Genomic DNA, 19055 nt, shown 5'->3' with positions numbered 1-19055 from the left:
TTTTTTGACATTTTTTAATCGCGTTCGCTTCTAGTTTTACTTCAAAATCAAAACAATCAAAAATATGAACAAATTAATTTTACTCCTAAGCATTCTTGCAATTTCAATTTCAACAGTAAACGCACAAGAAAAATTACCAATTGATATTTCTAAAAGTACCATAAAATGGTCATGTGATTATAGTTTTTATTTTAATGGTCATTATGGAATTGTCACTTTTCAAAAAGGTCATTTTACGAAAACAAATGGCAAAATTACAGGCGGAACATTTACTATTGATCTCAACACAATTACGACGCAAGACATGGAAGAAGAAGGCAATAAAAATTTGACAGCACATTTAAAAGATCCTGATTTTTTTGACGTAAAAAAGTTTCCTACTGCGACTTTAGAAATGAAAAATGTATCTTACTTAGAAACGAATAAGATTCGTGTAGAAGCCGATTTAACAATTAAAGGAATTACAAAAGATGTTAAATTTGATGCGACTCTCAATTTTGATACAAAAACCATGAAAACACGCTTTAAGATTGATCGTACTCGTTGGGGAATTAATTACAATAGTGCTGTAAAAGACAGTGCCATTTCTGACGCTATTGGTTTTGAAGTAACGATAGGAATTTAATCCAATTCATTATGAAACATATACTTTCACTATTTACAATCATTTTTTGTGCTGTAACGAGTTTTTCGCAAGAAAATACAAGAGTCAATTTGTTAACTTCTGATGCTTCTTGGGGAAAAGAAATCATTTCGATGCCAATTCACTTTGCACCACAAATTCCATACAAAGGTGTAGAAGAAATTCGCTTTGCGCCCAATTGGTCAAAGCAAGGTAAAGATGATTTTTGGTCGTATGTTTTTGTGTGGGATATCAATTTAAACAAAGAACTCACAGCAACCGATTTGGAAACCTATATGCAATATTATTTTGATGGTTTGATGCGTGTTGTCAATAAAGAAAAAGAGAAGAAACTACCCAAAACCGTAGCGTTATTCATCAAAAAAGAAAAAAGTACAAATGGTAATGAGTTTATAGGAAAGCTTCAAATTTATAATGCATTTCACACCAAAGACGTGATGCTTTTACATTGTGCGGTAACACAATATTATTGTCCTAAAAAGCAAAAATCGATAGTTGTATTTCGTTTTTCACCAAAAGAATTTGAACATACTGTTTGGAATGAATTAAATGCAGTACAATTGACGAAAAAACCTTGTGAGGGTTAGTGTTATACTGTTATAAAAAATATAAAAGCCTTTCGAGAAATCGAAAGGTTTTTTACTAAAGTGGTTCTATATTTCGATATGCTCAATACCGCGCTTGGGCTCACTTCGTCTACGCTCAGCATAAACTTCTCGCCTAAAAAACTCTTAAAAAAGCAAAAAAGCTCCTTAATTTCTTAAGAAGCTTCTGTTTGCAAAAAGTGGTCCCACTTGGGCTCGAACCAAGGACCCTCTGATTATGAGTCAGTAACGAGTTACTTTCACTTTTTAGCAATTATTTGCAATTGATTGACTTTTAAAATATTAACTGTTATTTCGTTTTCACTTGATTTCATTTGTTAGCACTTTTTATTAAAAATGTTTAACCTATGTTTAACCTAGAAATTTAAATGCGCTTAGCTCTAAATCTCTTGCTATGTTTAATGACAGGTTAAATTCTTTAAATCTAAAAATGGTAAATGTTTTACCTAAATCGAGCTTTTCTCTAATTAACTTTTTATCCAAAGTCAAGTAATTATTTAGCTCTTGAAACAGGTTGTCTAAATCTTCTAAAACAAATCTGTAGGTTACTCTACAGAGTATATCTCCATTATATTGTAAGATTACATTACGTGAAAATGGTATTCCAAATAGTGTTTTAAAATCTCCTTTTATATACTCATAATTTTCATACTCTAATCCATTACTAAAAGTTGATTCTAAACTCTTAAGATTAAACTCATTTAACTCATACTGTTCTCCAATCTTAAAGCGAAACTCTTTTAATAAGGAATTACTCATATCCTCCTTAATTAAAAGTATATTGATATTGAAAACTCTGCTGGTTAATTGTTTCTTGATGAACTGTATTTTCTTCTACAGAACCATAAAACCTCATTTGAGCTTCTGATGAATCTTCTATATAAAAATCAAGTTCAAAACTTGCTGTGTTCTCTGGAATTTCAACACTTACCATATTTTCAGTATAATCAAAATCTGAATTAATTGTTGACTCTGAACCATCTTCTAAAGTTAATGTAGTAGTTAAACTTACAGACACCCAACTTTCTAGAGTACCTGTTGTAAACTCAACTATGTGAGACTGACTAATTTCTTGTTGTGGTTGTTCTTCGTTATCATCATCACTTGAACAAGCTACTAAAGATAAAATGGCTATTAATGTTAAAAATGTTTTTTTCATAATTTTAATATGTATTGATTAATTGATTTTTTGTTAAAATGGCAAGTCATTATCTGAGTCATCTATAAAACTTGCTGGTTCTGTTTGAGGTACTGGGTTAGACATTATCTCTTGAGTGTTTAAAAGCTCTATTCTCCAACCTTGAAAAGAGTTGAAGTACTTGGCTAAACCTGCAGGATTAATCCACTCTCTACCTCTTAAATTGATGCTAAGTTTCACATCTTGACCTACAGCATAATTATCTAATAATTCACATTTGTCTTGCGTAAATTCTATTAATAAATGCTGTGGATATTTTTCATCTGTGGTGATAACAACTTCACGCTTTCTAAAGCCATTATCTCCTATATTTTGAGCCTCATTTAAGACTTTTATTTTTCCTGTAATTTCCATTGATTAATACTTTATATCATTAATAATCTCATTGATATTTACTAACTCTTTATCTAGGTTTTCATCTCTATAGTATTCGGATACTTCATATAGAGACTCATAGAGCTTTATAAATTCTGATTCTCGTTTAAGTAACTTATGCCCATCTATATCAGATTTTGGAAACTCTGCTTTTAACAAGTCAAAATCTTTAGATAGACTTTGGTATCTTTTTTCATATTTAAGCAACCACCAATCTATTTTACCTCTAGTATATAAGCCTTCATTAGACAATGATTTTAGTTCTTCTATTAGTTCTTTAAATTTCATTTTAAATATCGCTTCATTTTAGATTGAAATAAATCAAGAAGAATTGTCTTTGTTAAAATCATATATATTAGCATCACGCTTATTGTTCCCATAAAAAAAGCAACCCAATTGAAATGAAATTTACCATAACCAGAATAATACCTATTACCATCTTCTCCAGTAAAAGGTTTGTTAGTACTTAATTCAAAAAAGCTGGTTCTTGCTCTAATTCTTTCTAATGCAGCATCTTTTTTCCATTCTGATGATTGACTTAAAGCATGTGCTAACATTCCTTCATTTGGCTTTTTATAATGATACCCTAGAATTATTCCTGTCGATATAGCAATAAGAATAACTATAAGTGTTTTTAACATTTTCATTTTTAGATATTTTGATTAAACAAACATACTTATTTTATCATTTATGATAACCAAAACAGCATACTTAATTATCATTTTTGGTAACTAGATAATATATATTTAATATGGATGATAAGGAACAACTTCAGTTAGCAATTGGGAAACGAGTTAAAATGCTAAGAGAAGAGAAAGGTATGGCTCAACAAGACCTTGCAGCTAAATGTAATATTGAAAAATCTAACTTAAGTCGTTTAGAAGCTGGTGGAACTAATCCTACATTATACACCTTAAAAAGAATTGCTGATAATTTAGAAATCAAACTTGAAGAATTAGTAATTAAACTTTGAACCCATATTCTCTACAAGTTCTTTAGATAAGCTATAAGGAAACTTATCAATAAAATTATAATAGGCTACTTTTCTTAACACCTCTTTTTGTGTTTTTATTTTTGATTCACAAATTTGAACAATGTCATCTTTTTGAAAAGACATCTTGTTATTTAACCTGTCTATATAAGTATCTATATTATTTTCTATATCTAACTTACCTTCTTCTTTAGCAAGAAACAAAGTCTCAAAAATATGAACATATTCATCTAAATAAACTCCCTTTTTTCCTCTTTCAGAAAGTGGTTTATAAAATTCCTCTTTAAATAATCCTGTTTCCTCTAGCCATTTGTTGAAGGTCTTTTTATCAACCCCAAACTCTTCATTAGCTATTCTCTCTTTAGAAATTGAGAACTGATTAAATAAAGACATCATCAACTCATCATCTGTGATTTCTTCATTTTTTTTTATAAAGATTGTTTTAACGATAATAGACTTTAGACCTGATTTATCATTTAAAATTTTATCAACTCCTTTTTGATTGGTTATTAATTTTTTCAGTTCAGGTACTTTTTCTTTTATGCTTTTGAAACTTCTCATAATACCGGAAATATTATTAAAGTTTAGTTCTGAATACAAAGCATTGAAAAAGTCATAATTGACTTCTCTTTTAAAAGCCTCAAGAAACTCTTCTTCTGAATTAGCTTCATCCTTTAAAGCCTGTAGCTTATTAATAGCTTTTTCTTTATTACCATCACCCAATAAATAAACAAGTGTGCTATTTAATAACACACTTGCTCTTTTTTTAGGTAAAGAATTTATTTTTTTTCTAATCTTGTTTAGCACATAAGTAAACTTAGATTATAAAAATATAAAAACTATTTAATTAATGCTTGTGTATAAGATATTTCAGCATTGCCTCCAAAATGTTTATCCCTACAAGAATTAATTCCTCCCAAAGGCTTCCAACCATCTTGAATATGCTTATTAACAACCTTTACTAAATCTTCTAAATAAATTTCTCTCAAAACTAAATATTCCATTATTTTAAATTTAAAATTAATAATGAGTCAAACATAAATAGAATGAAATTTACCAATCCAAATTCTCCCTGATAAATTCAAATTTTCGCTATTAATACCTATCTATACACTTCACATTTTTAGATTTTAACCTCAAAAAGAGGCTATTCATACACCTACATAAAAACAAAATCATTAAAAAAGTCCTACTTTTTCCAAATTACTATATATAGAAATGGAAAAAACAGGACTATTTTAATAACCCATTATCATTAAAACTAAAAAAGTCATCTTTAGTAACAATTAAATGGTCTAACAAAGTAATTTCTAAATACTTTGCTGCCTTTTTTAATTTTTCAGTAATGCTTTTATCAGATTCACTAGGATTTAGATTACCTGATGGATGATTATGTGCTATAATTATACTTGAAGCATTACATTTTAAAGCTACTGAAAACACCAATTTAGCATCTACAACAGTACTTGCTGTTCCTCCTTTAGATAAAGGATAAATACCTAATACTTGATTGCTTCTGTTAAGCAAAAGCACTTTAAATTCTTCTTGTAATTCTAATGTGGCTTTATTCCAACAAGCCATTAATATGTCATAAGACTGCTTACTATTTGTAATCTTAAGCCTGTTTTTTTTATTGTTTGAGTATGAAACTCTTATCTCGGATATTTCCATTTAAAATAAATTTAGTTTCCTAGGAAAATAATTGTCTAAAACATTGATTTTGTAAAATTTTTCGAGTAACTTTGTCAAAGAAAGTTTCTTTCTGAAACACTTCAGCGAAATTCTTCTCAAAATGACTCAAGGAAGTAAGCAGGGAAAGCCCTAAAGTTTCTTTCTTTTGGTTCTTTTCTTTCTTTAGAAGAATTAAAACTTGTCTTTTCTCAATATCACTCTATATTGACAAATACCTTCAAGAAAATAAATACTATAGTGATTAATAGGCTATTTTATTTTTCTGAAGGTAAGAGTAAATAAGTGTAAATATTTAAAGCCTAATCTATAATTAAATAGACTAGGCTAATACTTTACATTGCTGGTTCTAGGATTCCATTTTTTGAGAAAACCCCTGAATTAGCAATTACATTTTGCTCTGGCATTGCAGTAGCTTTTGGCTTTTGTAATTCTTCTTCAGATTTATAAACCCATCTATGGTTCAAGGTAATTTCCTCACCTGTTTCCTTAATAACATAATTAAAAGGTTCACACACCTCTTTAACTATGCCCCCAGGCATTTGTGTACCAATTAGAGATTGGCATACCTCTTTTCTAAATGTTGAAGGTATATAGGCTCTTTTTGCAGTTGCGTAAAAATTTCCTGTTTCTTTGGACTTAACCATTTCTATACCTCCTTGAAGTTCCAGAACAAAGAATTCTGTTCCATCTTCTTTTTGTCGTTCCTTGTAGTTTACTATTGTAACCATTCTTAAAAATTTTGAGTTGAACATAACCACCTACAGAAATGAAAACTTCTACAGCATATAAATCACAACTATCACCTTGAATTTATTTGTCCTGCCAGAAAATTTGTTTTTCCTAAAAGTGGTAGGGGAAGCTTTATCCCCAAGACTGGGTGGGGGTGTTTGTATAGGGTAGTTCAAGCTCTCACAAATGACCTCTGAAAAATAATTTTGGTAAAATTTTTTTTGCTTCTGAATAGCCTTACATTTATAGTCATATTTAAAGAATGAATGAACAACAAAGTACACAACCAAATAGTTAGCTTTATCTGGAGTATTGCTGATGATGTTTTAAGAGATGATTTTGTAAGAGGCAAATACAGAGATATAATATTACCGTTTACCGTTTTGAGAAGGTTAGATGCCTTACTTGTGCCTACTAAAGAAGATGTTTTAAAAGGTTATAAATTTTTAAAGGAAAATAAAATTGATGATTTATCTGGCTTAACCCACCAATCTGGATATCCGTTTTTTAACACCTCTGGATTTACTTTTTCAAATAGTAGCTTATTTGACTCTAATCATCCTTATACAGCATTGACTAATGATCCTGCGAATATAGATAGTAATCTTGAAGAATATCTAGATGGTTTTTCCGAAAACATACAGCAAATTATAGATAGATTTGAGATTAGGAAACAGTTACCAAAACTAAAAGAAAATGGATTAACTCCATTGTTAATTGAAAAGTTAGCTTCAAAAGAAATCAATTTAAGCCCTGTAGAAATAAAAAACACAAAAGGAGAAGTTTTACCACCTTTAACTAATTTGGGCATGGGTTATGTTTTTGAAGAATTGATTAGAAAATTTAATGAGGAAAACAATGAAGAAGCTGGAGAACACTTCACTCCAAGAGAAATTATTCAGTTAATGACCCATCTTATCTTTTTACCTATTAAAGATAAGCTTAAAGTTGCTCAATATTCCATTTATGATTCTGCTTGTGGAAGTGGTGGAATGCTAACTGAAGCTGAAAAATATGCAAAAAGAATAACCAAAAACAAAACCTCATTTAGTTTATATGGTCAAGAAGTAAATCCTGAAACTTGGGCGGTGTGTAACTCTGACATGCTTATTAAAGGTGAAAAAGATTACCATATTGCTTATGGCTCTACATTATCTAATGATAGCTTTCAATTTAAGGAATTTGACTTCATGCTGTCTAATCCTCCTTATGGAAAGGCTTGGAAAAAGGATGAGGATTCCATTGTTATTGAAAGAGGTAAAACCAATGAGTTAATAAAAGACCCAAGATTTCAAACAGGATTACCCAAAATTTCTGATGGTCAATTATTATTCTTGTCTAATATGGTTCATAAAATGAAAAAAGGAACCGAATTAGGCAGTAGAATTGCATCTGTTCATAATGGTTCGTCATTATTTACAGGAAATGCTGGTCAAGGAGAAAGTGAAATAAGAAGGTATTTAATTGAAAGTGATTTAGTTGAATGTATTGTTGCCCTACCAGAAAAGATATTTTATAATACAGGAATACCAACATATATCTGGATTTTATCAAATAGAAAGGAAAAAAGAAGACAAGGTAAAATTCAGCTCATTAACGCATTAGAGCTATCTACTCCCCTAAGAAGAAATTTAGGAGAGAAAAATTGTGAAATGCAACCTAGTCATATTAAACAAATTGAAGATTTATACTTAAACTTCAAAGAAACTAATATTTCTAAAGTTTTTGATAATGAAGATTTTGGTTATTATGATGTTACTATAGAAAGACCTTTGAGGTACAAATCACAGTTTACTAATGAAGCTATTGAGAATTTGAGATACTTAAATACTATTGCTGATGAAATGAAATGGATGTATGCTCAATTTGGAGATAATTTATATGAAGGTATTTCAAAAGAAATAAAACAAAAAACAGAATTGTGGTTAAAAGATGAAGATATCAAAATTTCTACTGCAAACAAGAAAAAACTATTTAACAATGCAACTTGGAAAACCCAAAAAGAACTAATGCGTATTGCTAAAGACATTTTTTCTAATATTGGAGACAAGTTGTTTGATAACTTTAATCTTTTTAACAAAGAAGTTGATAAGGTTTTAAAAACACTTTCTTATAAAGTTAGTGCCACAAATAAGAAAAAAGTTCTCCTAGCTGTTAGCTGGAAAGATGAAGAAGCAGAACCAGTAATTAAGAAAAAAGCAAAAGATGGAACTATAATTTATGAAGCTGACTCTGATTTAAGAGATACAGAAATTGTACCTTTAAATGAAAATATTGAGGACTATTTTAATAGAGAAGTGATTCCTTATGTGCCTGATGCTTGGATAAATTATGATAAGATTACAAAAGGTTACATGATATCATTTACAAGATATTTTTATAACTATTCTCCCCCTAAAGATTTAGAGCTCATTAAACAGGAAATCCTTGATTTAGAAAAAGAAACAGAAGGAATTCTTGAAGAGATTATTAAAAGCTAATTATATTTTTATTTTTTAATTAACATTTAATGTTAATAATTTTATTAAATTTGCAATGGATATTACATTTGGGAACAATAAGTTAAAGAAATACGCCAACAGTGATAGAGATGGACAAAAAAAGTTGGGAGAAAAAAGATTTAAGCTCTACAAAAAAAGACTTGACCAAATTAAAGCTGCTAGAACCTTAGAAGATTTAAGATATGCACCAGGAAGATTTCATGAACTAAAAGAGAATAAAAAAGGGCAATGGGCTTGTGATTTAGACCATCCTTATAGACTCATTTTTACCCCACAAGAAAATCCAATACCCACTGATGAAAATGGAAAATATATTTGGGTTGAGATTTTAGGAGTAGAAATTATCAAGATTGAAGATTACCATTAACGAAGACAAAAGAAGGGAAACAGTATGGCAACTATTAATCAGTATTACCCAGAGAGTGTTACACACCCTGGAGAAATATTATTAGAAGCATTAGAAGAAAGAGAATTAGGAGCAAAAGAATTTGCAGTAAGAACAGGAAAACCAGAAAAAACAATTACAGCAGTATTAAAAGGCGAAAGTGCTATAACATCAGATATGGCTGTGTTGTTTGAGCAAGTTCTTAAAATCCCTGCTCATTTTTGGATGGAAGCTCAAAGAAACTTTGATGAATACCAAGCCAGAGTTAACTACCAAAACACCATTGCAGAAGCTACAGATTGGGCTAAAGATGCACCTTATGCTGAAATGGCTAGATTAGGATGGGTTGAAAAAACAAGAAAACCAGAGGTTAAAGTCATTAACCTATTTGAGTATTTTGAGGTAGCAAGTTTAAAAGGGTACGAAGATTACTATTATCATCAGAGAACCAAAGTTGCTTTTAGAATTTCATTAAAAAACCAAGAGAATGCTACTGCAATTGCAGCTTGGTTAAGGCAAGGAGAAATACAAGCGGAACAATTACATGCACCAGAATTTAACAAATCTGGATTTAAAAAGTTGTTGCCAGAAATTAAAAAAATCATGGCTAAACAACCAGATGATTTTTTTGCACAATTACAAGCATTGTGTTTAACAGTAGGTGTAAAAGTAGTACACACACCTTGCTTACCTAAAACAGCCATTCATGGTTCTACTAGATGGGTTAACAATGTACCCCTTATACAATTAAGTGGTAGGTATAGGAGAAATGACATTTTTTGGTTTACATTTTTTCATGAAGTTGGGCATATATTATTGCATGGCAAAAAATACATCTCTATTGAGAATGTAGATTATGCTGGAGAAAATGCAGCGTTTGAACAAGAAGCAGATGCTTTTGCCTCTAATATTATTTTATCTGAAAAAGAAGAAGCTGAAATTTGTGATAATGTACAGCTAACCACAGATGATATAGTAAGATATGCTAAAAAATTTGGCACACATCCCGCTGCTATTATTGGTAGATTACAATACAAAGAAGTTATTGCTTATGGACAAGGAAATGAATTTTTTGAACCTATAAACTTCTGTGATTAATTGAATGCTTACCCAAAATACAAAACCATTGCTTTTGAATATGTAACACAAATCCCAGAAGATTGGGACTTACTACCTAATATTGCCATTTTTGAAGAAAGAAATGAAAAAGGGCACATTCATGAAGAGTTACTCTCTGTTACTATTGGCAAAGGTGTCATAAAACAATCTGAACTTAATAAAAAAGACTCTTCTAATCCAGATAAATCAAACTACAAACTTGTTGAAATTGGTGATATAGTTTACAGCATGAGATTTAGACAAGGTGCTTCTGGTTATAGTAATTATAAAGGTTTAGTTAGTAATGCTTGTACCGTGTTAAAACCTAAAATGAAAATTAACCCTAAATTTTTTCATTATCAATACAGATTGCCGTTTTACCAAAACTATGCTGAAAGATACTCTTATGGTATTGCAGATGGACAAAAACCTTTAAGGTGGCAAGACTTTAAAAGAATGTACGCTTTTGTACCACCTTTAGAAACTCAAAATCAAATTGTTACTTATTTAGAAGAAAAGGAAAAACAAATTAAACAATTTGTAAAAAAGAAAAACAGAATAGTTGATTTAACAGAAAACCAACTTAATAGTTTAGTGTTTGGTAAAAATAAGTATACGGATTTTAAAGATTGGAAGGATTTATTTAATACCAGTTGGAAAATAGAAAAGGCTAAATGGGTTTTTAGTGAACGAAATATTAAGAATCATCCAAGTGAAAGGCTTCTAGCATCTACCCAAGATAGAGGATTAGTTTTCAAAGATGAAATTGAAGAAAATTACGTTACTGCAACTCAAACAGATGGTTTAAAACTTGTTTGCAAAAATGATTTTGTTATTAGCTTAAGGTCTTTTGAAGGTGGTATCGAATTATCAGAAGTACAAGGCATAACAAGTCCTGCTTATAATATTTTCTATTTAAAAAAGGAGTTTAATGATATTAAAAATCTAAAATATTACTACAAATATTTATTTAAGTCAAATCAATTCATTGGACTTCTTAATACTGTAGTTTCAGGAATTAGAGAGGGTAAAAATATTAGCTTTAAAGATTTTAGAGAATTATATATTCCAATACCAGACAAAAAAACTATTGATAAGATATACAAGTTACATCTGAAGCTTATAGATTCAAAAGCTTTAATCAAAAAAGAAAATGAGCTTTCAAAAAAACTATTAACATCATTGATTGAAAATATTATAATTGGTAAAATGAAAGTTCCAAACACGTATAATTCTAAAAAAGACACTATAAGTATAGCAGCAGAATCTGTTAACACCTACAATACACCATAATATGCAAACAACAGACTATAGTGAAAAAGGGTTTCAACAACTCATAGTTAAAGAGCTATGTGAGATAGGTTATACAGAAACCTTTTCTAAAGACTTTAATAAAGAGTTTTGTTTTAATCTTAATGAGCTATGGCAGTTTATTAAAACCACACAACCCAAGAAGTTTGATTTTATTCAGGACAAAGGAGAAAGACAATTTTTGTTAAGACTTGATAAAAAAATCAGACAAGATGGTATTGTAGATACATTAAGAAAAGGCGTAAAACACTATGATAAAACCATAGACTTATTTTACCCACAACCACCATCAGTTTACAATAAAAAAGCTCAAGATTTATTTGAGAAAAATCTGTTTACAGTAACCCAAGAGTTAATGTATACAGATGCTAACCGTAATGAAATTGACCTTGTAGTATTTTTAAATGGGCTTCCAGTTGTAACAATGGAGCTTAAAAATGCTTTTACACACCAAGCAGTAAAAAATGCTATTAAACAATATAGAAATACCAGAAACCCAAAAGACCTTATTTTCAACTTTGGTAGATGTATGGTACATTTTGCAGCAGACACAGATTTAGTATATATGGCTACAGCATTAGCCAATGAAAAAACATTTTTTCTTCCTTTTAATAAAGGGCTAAATAATGGAGATTATATTGCCCCTTTTGGTGCTGGTAATCCAGAAGTAGATGAAGGCATTAAAACATCCTACCTATGGAAAGAAATTTTAGAAAAAAGGAGTTTTATTAACATAATAGGGCAATTTGCACAAGTTGTAAAAGATGATGATGATCCTTGTAATAAAAAATTAGGTATTAAGAAAAAAAGCAGTCCTAAACTTATTTTTCCAAGATACCATCAACTAAAAGTAGTTAGAGATTTATTGTATGATGTAAAGCATCAAGGTATTGGTAAACGTTATTTAATTCAGCATTCTGCTGGTTCTGGTAAATCTAATTCTATTACATGGTTGGCTCATCAATTGGTTGGTTTATATGATAAAACAAATACCAACCATCTTTTTGATTCTGTAATTGTAGTTACTGACAGAACAGTTTTAGACAGGCAAATAAGAGAAAATATTAAACGGTTTGCACAAGTAAAGTCTACAGTTGAAGCTATAACAGGAAAAAGTGGCTCTAAAACATCACAACTTAAAGTAGCATTAGCCAACAAGAAAAAAATTATTATTTGTACTGTTCAAACCTTTCCATTTTTACTCAAAGAAATGGATGATTTACAGGAATCTAATTTTGGAATTATTATAGATGAAGCTCACAGCAGTCAAAGTGGTGATACTGCTGCTAAAATGAATGCAGCTTTAGCAGGAAAAGGTTTTGATGATTTACCAAAAAATGAAGATGGTTCTATTGATACTGATGATATTGTGAACCATATAATTGAAAGTAGAAAAATGCTGAAAAATGCCAGCTATTTTGCTTTTACTGCAACACCTAAAAACAAGACTTTAGAAACCTTTGGTGTTCCTTATAAGGATTTTGGAGATAATGGTCTAGAAAAAACAAAATTCAAGCCTTTTCACACTTACTCAATGAAACAGGCTATTGAAGAAGAATTTATTTTAGATGTCTTGGCTAACTACACTACTTATAATTCCTATTACAAACTTATTTCTCAAGCTAAAAAGCATAAAGAATTTGAGATAAAAGAGGCTAATAAAAAATTAAGGTCTTATGTAGAAGGACATAAATTTGCTATTACTGAAAAAGCAAAAATAATGGTTAACCATTTTCACCAAGAAGTGCACCATTTAATAAATGGTAAAGCTAAAGCCATGATTGTATGTAAAAGCATTGCTTCTGCTATGAAATATAAGGATGCTGTTGATGATTATTTAAAGGAAATTAAATCACCATACAGGTCAATTGTAGCTTTTTCAGGAAAAGCCAAACATTATTCAACAGGTATTGAAATGACAGAGGCTTCCATGAATAATTTTGAAGATGGAGATAATGACATTCCTTGTCAATTTAAAAAAGATAAGTACCGCTTTTTAATTGTAGCAAATAAATATCAAACTGGTTTTGACCAACCATTGCTACATACCATGTATGTTGACAAACAATTATCAAGTGTTGCAGCAGTTCAAACACTATCAAGGTTAAATAGAGCTTACAAACCTCATAAAAAAGACACCTTTGTTTTAGATTTTTTTAATAAGCTGGAAGATATAAAAGTAGCTTTTCAAGATTATTATACAACTACTATTTTAAGTGAAGAAACTGATATTAATAAGCTTAATGATTTACAGGATAATTTAGCTGGCTATCAAGTTTATTCACCAGAAATAATAGAAGAGCATTTTACATTATACTATAATAATGTTGACAGAAACAAAACAGAGCCTCTTATAAAAAGAAGTGTGTATTACTTTGATAGTGAATTGACAAAAGATGAAAAAATAAACTTTAAGTCTCAAGCTAAATCTTTTGTCAGGACTTATAGCTATTTAGCTAAAATAGTAGATGTGCAAAACCCTGAATGGGAGATATTATGGTTATATCTAAAATACCTTACACCATTATTGAAAATTGAAGATGAGCCTGATGATGAAAATATTATAGAAGCTATTAATATGGATAGTTATAGAGTTTCAAGGCATCAACAAGGGAAAATAGATTTAGTTGCAGAGCCAGCTTCTATTGAGCCTATACCTGTAAGTGAAGGTGGCTTTGGTATAGAAAAAGCATATGATACTTTAGAAAGTATTTTAAATGAGTTTAACAAAAGATTTGGTGACATTGAGTGGACAGACAATGACAAGGTAAAACAACGTTTAAGTATTGAAATTCCAAAAAGAATTAGGGAAAATCAAGAGCAGATGGCAGTTTTTAATAATTCAGACAAATCCAATGCAAGAGATTATATGAACAAAATTGTTACCGATGTAATGAAAGAACTCATTTTCTCATCTAAAGGAGATTTGGTGGTAGATACTGAAATTTATAAAACCTTTGCTGATAATGCAGACTTTAAACAAAAGTATGTGGATTTAATGTTTGATATGTTTTGGAGTAAACGAAATGATGGTAATAGACCACAATAAAATAAGGTTTATGGTAGAAGAAGAATTTGAACAAGAAGACCCTATTGAGTTAATTTACACAATGCTTGTAAATGGTGAAAAAAAGGAACATGCTTTATTAATAACTAATGCTATTGCTGACATCTTGCAAAATCCTGAAATTCAAGCTGAATCAAAAGTTGCTATCAGTCATATTTTTGCAAGTATATATGTTTGGAATGATGACTACATAAACGCCAAAAGGTATCAAAAGTACTTTTTGAATAATGATGAATTTTGCTCAAAGTTCAAAAATGAAATTGTTAGTTATTTGACTTTGGTTTTTGCTAAAAACAACGATGAATTTATTAAAGATTTATTATTGGGGTACCCATTTATAAAATCTGATTTCAATTCAATCTACAAAGCTTATTTAAGTTCTATTGTTAACCCAAATAGTGAAGAACATTACAGTTTAGATTTGTTAAAGGAATACAATTTACTATTACAAGCTCAAAGGTTATATGTAGATTAAACAATATTTGAAAAAACAATGAATAGAGCACGATTTTTTAAACTACAAATAAAGGATGACACCAGAAATATCAATAGAGTTGATGAAGTATTAGCTGACAATAGAATCACATCTAATCTTGAATATTCTGGAGACACATTCAATGAATTAGAAAAAGGTGATATTATTTTAGTGCATAAGGGTAATGCTGCTGAAGCTTTAGTTGAGATACTTTATAAGATTACCGACAATAGAGAAATTAAAGGAACTTCATTTGGAGTAGATTACAAAGTTAAGGTTTTGAGCTACTTTAAAGACTCTAATAGCTTTCCTTATCACGCAATTGGTGAAAATAAAATAGGTTTTTCAAATACTTTTTCTCCATTAACAAATACAAAAACTAAAACATACAACTTCATTCTCAATTGGTATAGCACTATTGTAAAAACAAATATTATGGAAAATATCAAAGTTTCTGAAACTAGACAAGAAGAGATTAAAGTACTTTGGAATAATTATAAAAGTGAAGTTTCTGATGCTGATAAAAATTATATAAAACTAGAAGTTAAGAAATTGCTAGATGAATGGGAATTGTACCGTGATAAAATTGAATCTAACACTTTAGAGCTAGAAGATTATACTAACAGAATAAATAATCCAGATGCAACACTTCCAGGAGGCTATTTGTGTAATTTTTTAGAGCGTACTACAAGACATATTTTTGGTTCTTCAAAGCCTGGTACTGCAAATAATTTTGGTGTTAAACTCAATGAAAATAACACTTATGCAATTGGCAACGACAACCTAGAGGCTTCTAAGGAAATTGCCAATGACTTTTACCTTAATAACATAAAAGATTTAATTAGATCAATAGTAGAATCTAAAGATGTTATTGTTAAAGTTAATACACTTGAAAATAGTAATTATAAAGCAAAACAAATTTTAAGAAAACTAGCTGTTCTGGATAATCTATATGATTTCATCTATATTTATTCAGACCCTGTAATAGATGCACTTCATAATGAATTATTAGACTCTGAAACTTCTACTAATTTGGGTAAAAATTATGAAATTAGAAAAGCTTTAAATCATATTTTAGATATTGAAAACACACCTGTTGACAATATTTTACTATCAAGATTTATTTGGAAATATGGTAACACGCAGGGTATTGCTGATGTAAATACACCAAATGTAATTTTATATGGACCTCCTGGAACAGGAAAAACATATGCGGTTAAAAATAGTTTAGATTTTTTATGCCAAGGAGATAGAAGCAGGTATGAATTTGTACAGTTTCACCCATCTTTTACTTATGAAGATTTTATTGAAGGTATTAAACCTAAAGGTGTAACAGAAAATGGAAACATCAAATTTGAATTAGTTGATGGTATTTTTAAACGTTTCTGTAAAAGAGCAAAAGAAAATCCCAACAAAGACTACTATTTTGTGGTAGATGAAATCAATAGAGCAAACCTATCTTCTGTATTTGGTGAAACACTTTTATGCATTGAAAAAGATTACAGACATGATGGGATAAGTGATGATAACCTAATAAAAACTCAATATTCTTCTTTAATAGAAGATATGATAAAGGAGAGTGAGGAAAATAAAGGTTTAGCATATCATTTAGTTGATGGAAATGCTTATTTCGGGGTACCTAAAAATGTATTCTTTATAGGTATGATGAATGACGTAGATAAAAGTATTGATGCTTTTGATTTAGCACTTAGAAGACGTTTTAAATGGATAAGAAAAGATTGCGATTATGAGGTAATTGAGAATGAAGTAAAATTTAGAAATGGTGATGATTTTCATAATATTGAAAAATATTCAAAGTCTTGTAAAAACCTAAATGACTTTATAAGTGAAGAACTAGGTATGGGGAAATCCTATGAATTTGGGCATTCTTTTTTTATGAAAATTTCTGGAATAGCTAATAGCAGAACGATTTCATATAAGAACTTAAATGTGTTATTCAATTTACATTTAAGACCTACCCTAAAAGAATATTTGAGGTCTATGTTTGCAGAAAGTCAATTAGATAATAAGTTAGAAGAAGCTTTATCTGTTTTCGTAAACCCTATTAGCAAATAGTAGATGAAAATAAGTGTACCAACAAATCATAATTTTTATGAAGAAAGTCCTTTAGTTGAAAATCAATTAAAGAATAATTTTGGTGCAAAAAATAAAAAAGAATCTAGACACATTACTGAACAACTTTTTTCTTCAACCTATCATTTTACCACTAAAAAAGAAAGTCTTGAGCAAATAAAAATTTTTGGTTTTAAAGAGCAACGCAATAAGCTAGAGGATGAGGAGCAACTCATATTAAAGCTGTATGCAAAAGAGAGTAATACTGAAGAAAAAGAATATATTGTTCAAACTGGTTTATTTGCTGGTACAATTTACCATAAAGATGTTCAGTTTAATATTGTAACTCCCTATGGTGATACTTTTTTAAAACGTATGCTAAATTTTGTCAATGATATTTATGTTGACAATCAATCTACTAAAGCTGATAAAACAGAAGAAACTAATGAGTTTCAAAACATTATTGCTTTTCTATTTATACAATCTTTAGAAAAAGCAACAGTACTAGGGTTGCCTAAAAACTACCAATCAATAACAGAAAGGAGTAATAAAGTTCGTGGAAAAATTGACATCAATGCTTATTTAAAAAGAGAGATACCTTTTACAGGAAATTTAACTTCTACATTTAGAGAACAGATTTATGTTCAAGAAATTATTGATGTGCTTTACTTGGCTTGTAAAGCCTTAGAAAAAAGATTTGGTAAAGAAATACATAAAAAAATATTAGGTGTATATCAGCTTCTAAAACTGAACTATTCTGGTGTATTCCCTCAAAACTCAGTAATTGAAAAAGCAAAGAATCATTTTGTTTTACAAAACCCTATGTTTTCTGCTTTTAAAAAAACTATCGGGTATGCTGAAATAATATTAAGAGAACAAAACTTATTAGTTTCTAATACAGATAACCAGCTTACAACTAATGGTTATTTATTTGATGTTTCTCAACTTTTTGAAGTGTATTTAGAAAAGCTTTTAAGTCGTTATTTTACAGACTGGTATGTTACTGGTCAAGAGGAACTAAATGTGTATCAGAAAATGTTTTATAAGCGCAAAATGTTTCCAGATTTAGTCATGAAACATAAGCTAACTAATCAGTTAATAGTTTTCGATGCTAAGTTTAAAAAAATGAGACTTCATAAAACCCAAAGTAGTTATTCAGATTTAGATAGAAGTGATTTTTATCAAATTCACTCTTATATCCATTATTATCAACCTGATGTTATTGCAGGAGGCTTACTTTATCCTCTTTCTAATGAAATTAACATTAACACAACTTATTCCGAAAATTTATTTGATAATCAAAACATAGAAACGAGGTTTATAGTAGATGGAATTTATGTAAATAAAGAAATGGATATGTCTGAAATAATTCAAAAAGAAAATGAGTTTTTGGTGAGAATAGAGAAAATAATCAACCTTAAGTTTAATTAAAAATATATTAAATTCAAATGAAGTTTTATCATTATACCCCAACTATAAGACTTAAAGAAATTATAGAAAGTAAAGAAATTAAATTAGCCACTCAAAGTGTTTTTAATAAAAAAGAAAAACCTGTAGCATGGGTATCTACTAATCCTAATTGGGAAAATACCGCAACTAAAATGGTTTCTACAATTTTTGGCAAACCAAGACAACTAACATTTGAAGAACAAGCAGAAAACTTGGGTTGTGCAAGAATTGAAGTTAAAAGTACTGGATTAATGACATGGGCAAAACTAAAGCATAAAGCCAATATGGATTTAAAAGCAGCTAGAGCTTTTGAATTTACTGGAAAACAAAAGAAAGCTAATCCAAATGAGTGGTTTGGCAGCTTAACCCCTATAAAAAATGATAGATGGATAAAAATTGAAGTATTTGAAAATGGGAAATGGCAAGAGTTTAAAACTTCAAAATAAATTTGGTAAAGAAAAAA

21 protein-coding genes are annotated in these 19055 nt (G+C 29.4%); 12 read left to right on the top strand and 9 right to left on the bottom strand.

The genetic code is table 11. From position 1 onward, the window contains the following. Positions 1–64 precede the first annotated feature (64 nt). Both KAOT1_RS15575 and KAOT1_RS15570 read left to right on the top strand, forming a co-directional pair. Positions 65–625 carry a YceI family protein gene (locus tag KAOT1_RS15575; protein WP_007095820.1) on the top strand — a complete coding sequence of 187 codons (561 nt, stop codon included), beginning with the start codon at positions 65–67 and terminating at the stop codon, positions 623–625. 11 nt (positions 626–636) lie between these two features. Further along, complete coding sequence (locus tag KAOT1_RS15570) at positions 637–1230, top strand: hypothetical protein (RefSeq protein ID WP_007095819.1); 594 nt, start codon at positions 637–639, stop codon at positions 1228–1230. Between the two features lie 369 nt (positions 1231–1599). On the opposite strand, the gene KAOT1_RS15565 is transcribed toward KAOT1_RS15570, so the two are convergent. From KAOT1_RS15565 to KAOT1_RS15545, 5 genes are read right to left on the bottom strand one after another with little or no spacing between them, the layout of a single operon-like run. Further along, positions 1600–2007, bottom strand: a complete 408-nt coding sequence (locus tag KAOT1_RS15565) for a hypothetical protein (RefSeq protein WP_007095818.1) — start codon at positions 2005–2007, stop codon at positions 1600–1602. Between the two features lie 7 nt (positions 2008–2014). Further along, positions 2015–2407, bottom strand: a complete 393-nt coding sequence (locus tag KAOT1_RS15560; RefSeq protein WP_007095817.1) for a putative periplasmic lipoprotein — start codon at positions 2405–2407, stop codon at positions 2015–2017. Between the two features lie 33 nt (positions 2408–2440). Continuing rightward, positions 2441–2800, bottom strand: coding sequence for a DUF3127 domain-containing protein (locus tag KAOT1_RS15555; RefSeq protein WP_007095816.1), 360 nt, complete (start codon positions 2798–2800; stop codon positions 2441–2443). Positions 2801–2803: 3 nt separating this feature from the next. Continuing rightward, positions 2804–3109: a hypothetical protein gene (locus KAOT1_RS15550; protein WP_007095815.1), complete on the bottom strand. Its 306-nt coding sequence runs from the start codon at positions 3107–3109 to the stop codon at positions 2804–2806. Further along, complete coding sequence (locus KAOT1_RS15545; protein ID WP_162014345.1) at positions 3106–3462, bottom strand: hypothetical protein; 357 nt, start codon at positions 3460–3462, stop codon at positions 3106–3108. Before KAOT1_RS15545 ends, KAOT1_RS15550 begins: the two co-directional genes overlap by 4 nt. Before the next feature lie 110 nt (positions 3463–3572). On the opposite strand from KAOT1_RS15545, the gene KAOT1_RS15540 reads away from it, so the two are divergent. Next, the gene (locus tag KAOT1_RS15540; RefSeq protein ID WP_007095813.1) at positions 3573–3794 is read left to right on the top strand and encodes a helix-turn-helix domain-containing protein; all 222 of its coding nucleotides are present in this window, start codon (positions 3573–3575) and stop codon (positions 3792–3794) included. Here the strand turns inward: KAOT1_RS15540 and KAOT1_RS15535 are convergent. The 4 genes from KAOT1_RS15535 to KAOT1_RS15525 form a co-directional block, all read right to left on the bottom strand. Next, entirely contained in the window at positions 3777–4619 is an 843-nt protein-coding gene (locus KAOT1_RS15535) for a hypothetical protein (protein WP_040559605.1), read from the bottom strand. The genes KAOT1_RS15540 and KAOT1_RS15535 overlap by 18 nt on opposite strands. 32 nt (positions 4620–4651) lie before the next feature. Then, on the bottom strand, positions 4652–4816 hold the full coding sequence (locus KAOT1_RS23025; protein ID WP_007095811.1) for a DUF1737 domain-containing protein: 165 nt from the start codon (positions 4814–4816) through the stop codon (positions 4652–4654). A 229-nt stretch (positions 4817–5045) separates the two neighbouring features. Further along, positions 5046–5483 (bottom strand): JAB domain-containing protein, encoded by a 438-nt coding sequence (locus KAOT1_RS15530; protein WP_007095810.1) that lies wholly within the window; start codon positions 5481–5483, stop codon positions 5046–5048. Between the two features lie 353 nt (positions 5484–5836). Further along, entirely contained in the window at positions 5837–6232 is a 396-nt protein-coding gene (locus KAOT1_RS15525; protein WP_007095809.1) for a hypothetical protein, read from the bottom strand. 267 nt (positions 6233–6499) lie between these two features. Here KAOT1_RS15525 and KAOT1_RS15520 point away from each other — a divergent pair, with 267 nt between their 5' ends. Genes KAOT1_RS15520 through KAOT1_RS15480 form a run of 9 tightly spaced genes read left to right on the top strand, consistent with a single transcriptional unit; the run spans position 6500 to position 19038 of the window. Continuing rightward, positions 6500–8713 carry a type I restriction-modification system subunit M gene (locus tag KAOT1_RS15520; protein ID WP_007095808.1) on the top strand — a complete coding sequence of 738 codons (2214 nt, stop codon included), beginning with the start codon at positions 6500–6502 and terminating at the stop codon, positions 8711–8713. Positions 8714–8768: 55 nt separating this feature from the next. Beyond that, a complete protein-coding gene (locus tag KAOT1_RS15515) occupies positions 8769–9101 on the top strand; it encodes a type II toxin-antitoxin system RelE/ParE family toxin (protein WP_007095807.1) in 333 nt (110 codons plus the stop codon). Positions 9102–9125: 24 nt separating this feature from the next. Next, positions 9126–10217 carry an ImmA/IrrE family metallo-endopeptidase gene (locus tag KAOT1_RS15510; protein ID WP_007095806.1) on the top strand — a complete coding sequence of 364 codons (1092 nt, stop codon included), beginning with the start codon at positions 9126–9128 and terminating at the stop codon, positions 10215–10217. Further along, positions 10218–11510 carry a restriction endonuclease subunit S gene (locus KAOT1_RS22075; protein WP_007095805.1) on the top strand — a complete coding sequence of 431 codons (1293 nt, stop codon included), beginning with the start codon at positions 10218–10220 and terminating at the stop codon, positions 11508–11510. 1 nt (position 11511) lies between these two features. Beyond that, entirely contained in the window at positions 11512–14577 is a 3066-nt protein-coding gene (locus KAOT1_RS15500; RefSeq protein WP_007095804.1) for a type I restriction endonuclease subunit R, read from the top strand. A gap of 10 nt (positions 14578–14587) precedes the next feature. Next, positions 14588–15070 carry a hypothetical protein gene (locus KAOT1_RS15495; protein WP_007095803.1) on the top strand — a complete coding sequence of 161 codons (483 nt, stop codon included), beginning with the start codon at positions 14588–14590 and terminating at the stop codon, positions 15068–15070. An 18-nt stretch (positions 15071–15088) separates the two neighbouring features. Continuing rightward, complete coding sequence (locus tag KAOT1_RS15490; RefSeq protein WP_007095802.1) at positions 15089–17146, top strand: McrB family protein; 2058 nt, start codon at positions 15089–15091, stop codon at positions 17144–17146. A 3-nt stretch (positions 17147–17149) separates the two neighbouring features. Further along, positions 17150–18574: a 5-methylcytosine restriction system specificity protein McrC gene (locus KAOT1_RS15485; protein WP_007095801.1), complete on the top strand. Its 1425-nt coding sequence runs from the start codon at positions 17150–17152 to the stop codon at positions 18572–18574. Between the two features lie 17 nt (positions 18575–18591). After that, on the top strand, positions 18592–19038 hold the full coding sequence (locus tag KAOT1_RS15480; RefSeq protein WP_007095800.1) for a hypothetical protein: 447 nt from the start codon (positions 18592–18594) through the stop codon (positions 19036–19038). The last annotated feature ends 17 nt before the right edge of the window (positions 19039–19055 follow it).

It is taken from the genome of Kordia algicida OT-1, assembly GCF_000154725.1.
Classification (GTDB): Bacteria; Bacteroidota; Bacteroidia; order Flavobacteriales; family Flavobacteriaceae; genus Kordia; species Kordia algicida.
This window is presented reverse-complemented; position numbering and strand designations above follow the sequence as displayed.

Coding starts and splice junctions, on each gene's coding strand:
- KAOT1_RS15530 (WP_007095810.1), bottom strand. CDS start 5,483: ATGGAAATATCCGAGATAAGAGTTTCATACTCAAACAATAAAAAAAAC.
- KAOT1_RS15565 (WP_007095818.1), bottom strand. CDS start 2,007: ATGAGTAATTCCTTATTAAAAGAGTTTCGCTTTAAGATTGGAGAACAG.
- KAOT1_RS15525 (WP_007095809.1), bottom strand. CDS start 6,232: ATGGTTACAATAGTAAACTACAAGGAACGACAAAAAGAAGATGGAACA.
- KAOT1_RS15520 (WP_007095808.1), top strand. CDS start 6,500: ATGAACAACAAAGTACACAACCAAATAGTTAGCTTTATCTGGAGTATT.
- KAOT1_RS15480 (WP_007095800.1), top strand. CDS start 18,592: ATGAAGTTTTATCATTATACCCCAACTATAAGACTTAAAGAAATTATA.
- KAOT1_RS15515 (WP_007095807.1), top strand. CDS start 8,769: ATGGATATTACATTTGGGAACAATAAGTTAAAGAAATACGCCAACAGT.
- KAOT1_RS23025 (WP_007095811.1), bottom strand. CDS start 4,816: ATGGAATATTTAGTTTTGAGAGAAATTTATTTAGAAGATTTAGTAAAG.
- KAOT1_RS15510 (WP_007095806.1), top strand. CDS start 9,126: ATGGCAACTATTAATCAGTATTACCCAGAGAGTGTTACACACCCTGGA.
- KAOT1_RS15570 (WP_007095819.1), top strand. CDS start 637: ATGAAACATATACTTTCACTATTTACAATCATTTTTTGTGCTGTAACG.
- KAOT1_RS15495 (WP_007095803.1), top strand. CDS start 14,588: ATGGTAGAAGAAGAATTTGAACAAGAAGACCCTATTGAGTTAATTTAC.
- KAOT1_RS15550 (WP_007095815.1), bottom strand. CDS start 3,109: ATGAAATTTAAAGAACTAATAGAAGAACTAAAATCATTGTCTAATGAA.
- KAOT1_RS15500 (WP_007095804.1), top strand. CDS start 11,512: ATGCAAACAACAGACTATAGTGAAAAAGGGTTTCAACAACTCATAGTT.
- KAOT1_RS15545 (WP_162014345.1), bottom strand. CDS start 3,462: ATGTTAAAAACACTTATAGTTATTCTTATTGCTATATCGACAGGAATA.
- KAOT1_RS15560 (WP_007095817.1), bottom strand. CDS start 2,407: ATGAAAAAAACATTTTTAACATTAATAGCCATTTTATCTTTAGTAGCT.
- KAOT1_RS15490 (WP_007095802.1), top strand. CDS start 15,089: ATGAATAGAGCACGATTTTTTAAACTACAAATAAAGGATGACACCAGA.
- KAOT1_RS15555 (WP_007095816.1), bottom strand. CDS start 2,800: ATGGAAATTACAGGAAAAATAAAAGTCTTAAATGAGGCTCAAAATATA.
- KAOT1_RS15485 (WP_007095801.1), top strand. CDS start 17,150: ATGAAAATAAGTGTACCAACAAATCATAATTTTTATGAAGAAAGTCCT.
- KAOT1_RS15575 (WP_007095820.1), top strand. CDS start 65: ATGAACAAATTAATTTTACTCCTAAGCATTCTTGCAATTTCAATTTCA.
- KAOT1_RS15540 (WP_007095813.1), top strand. CDS start 3,573: ATGGATGATAAGGAACAACTTCAGTTAGCAATTGGGAAACGAGTTAAA.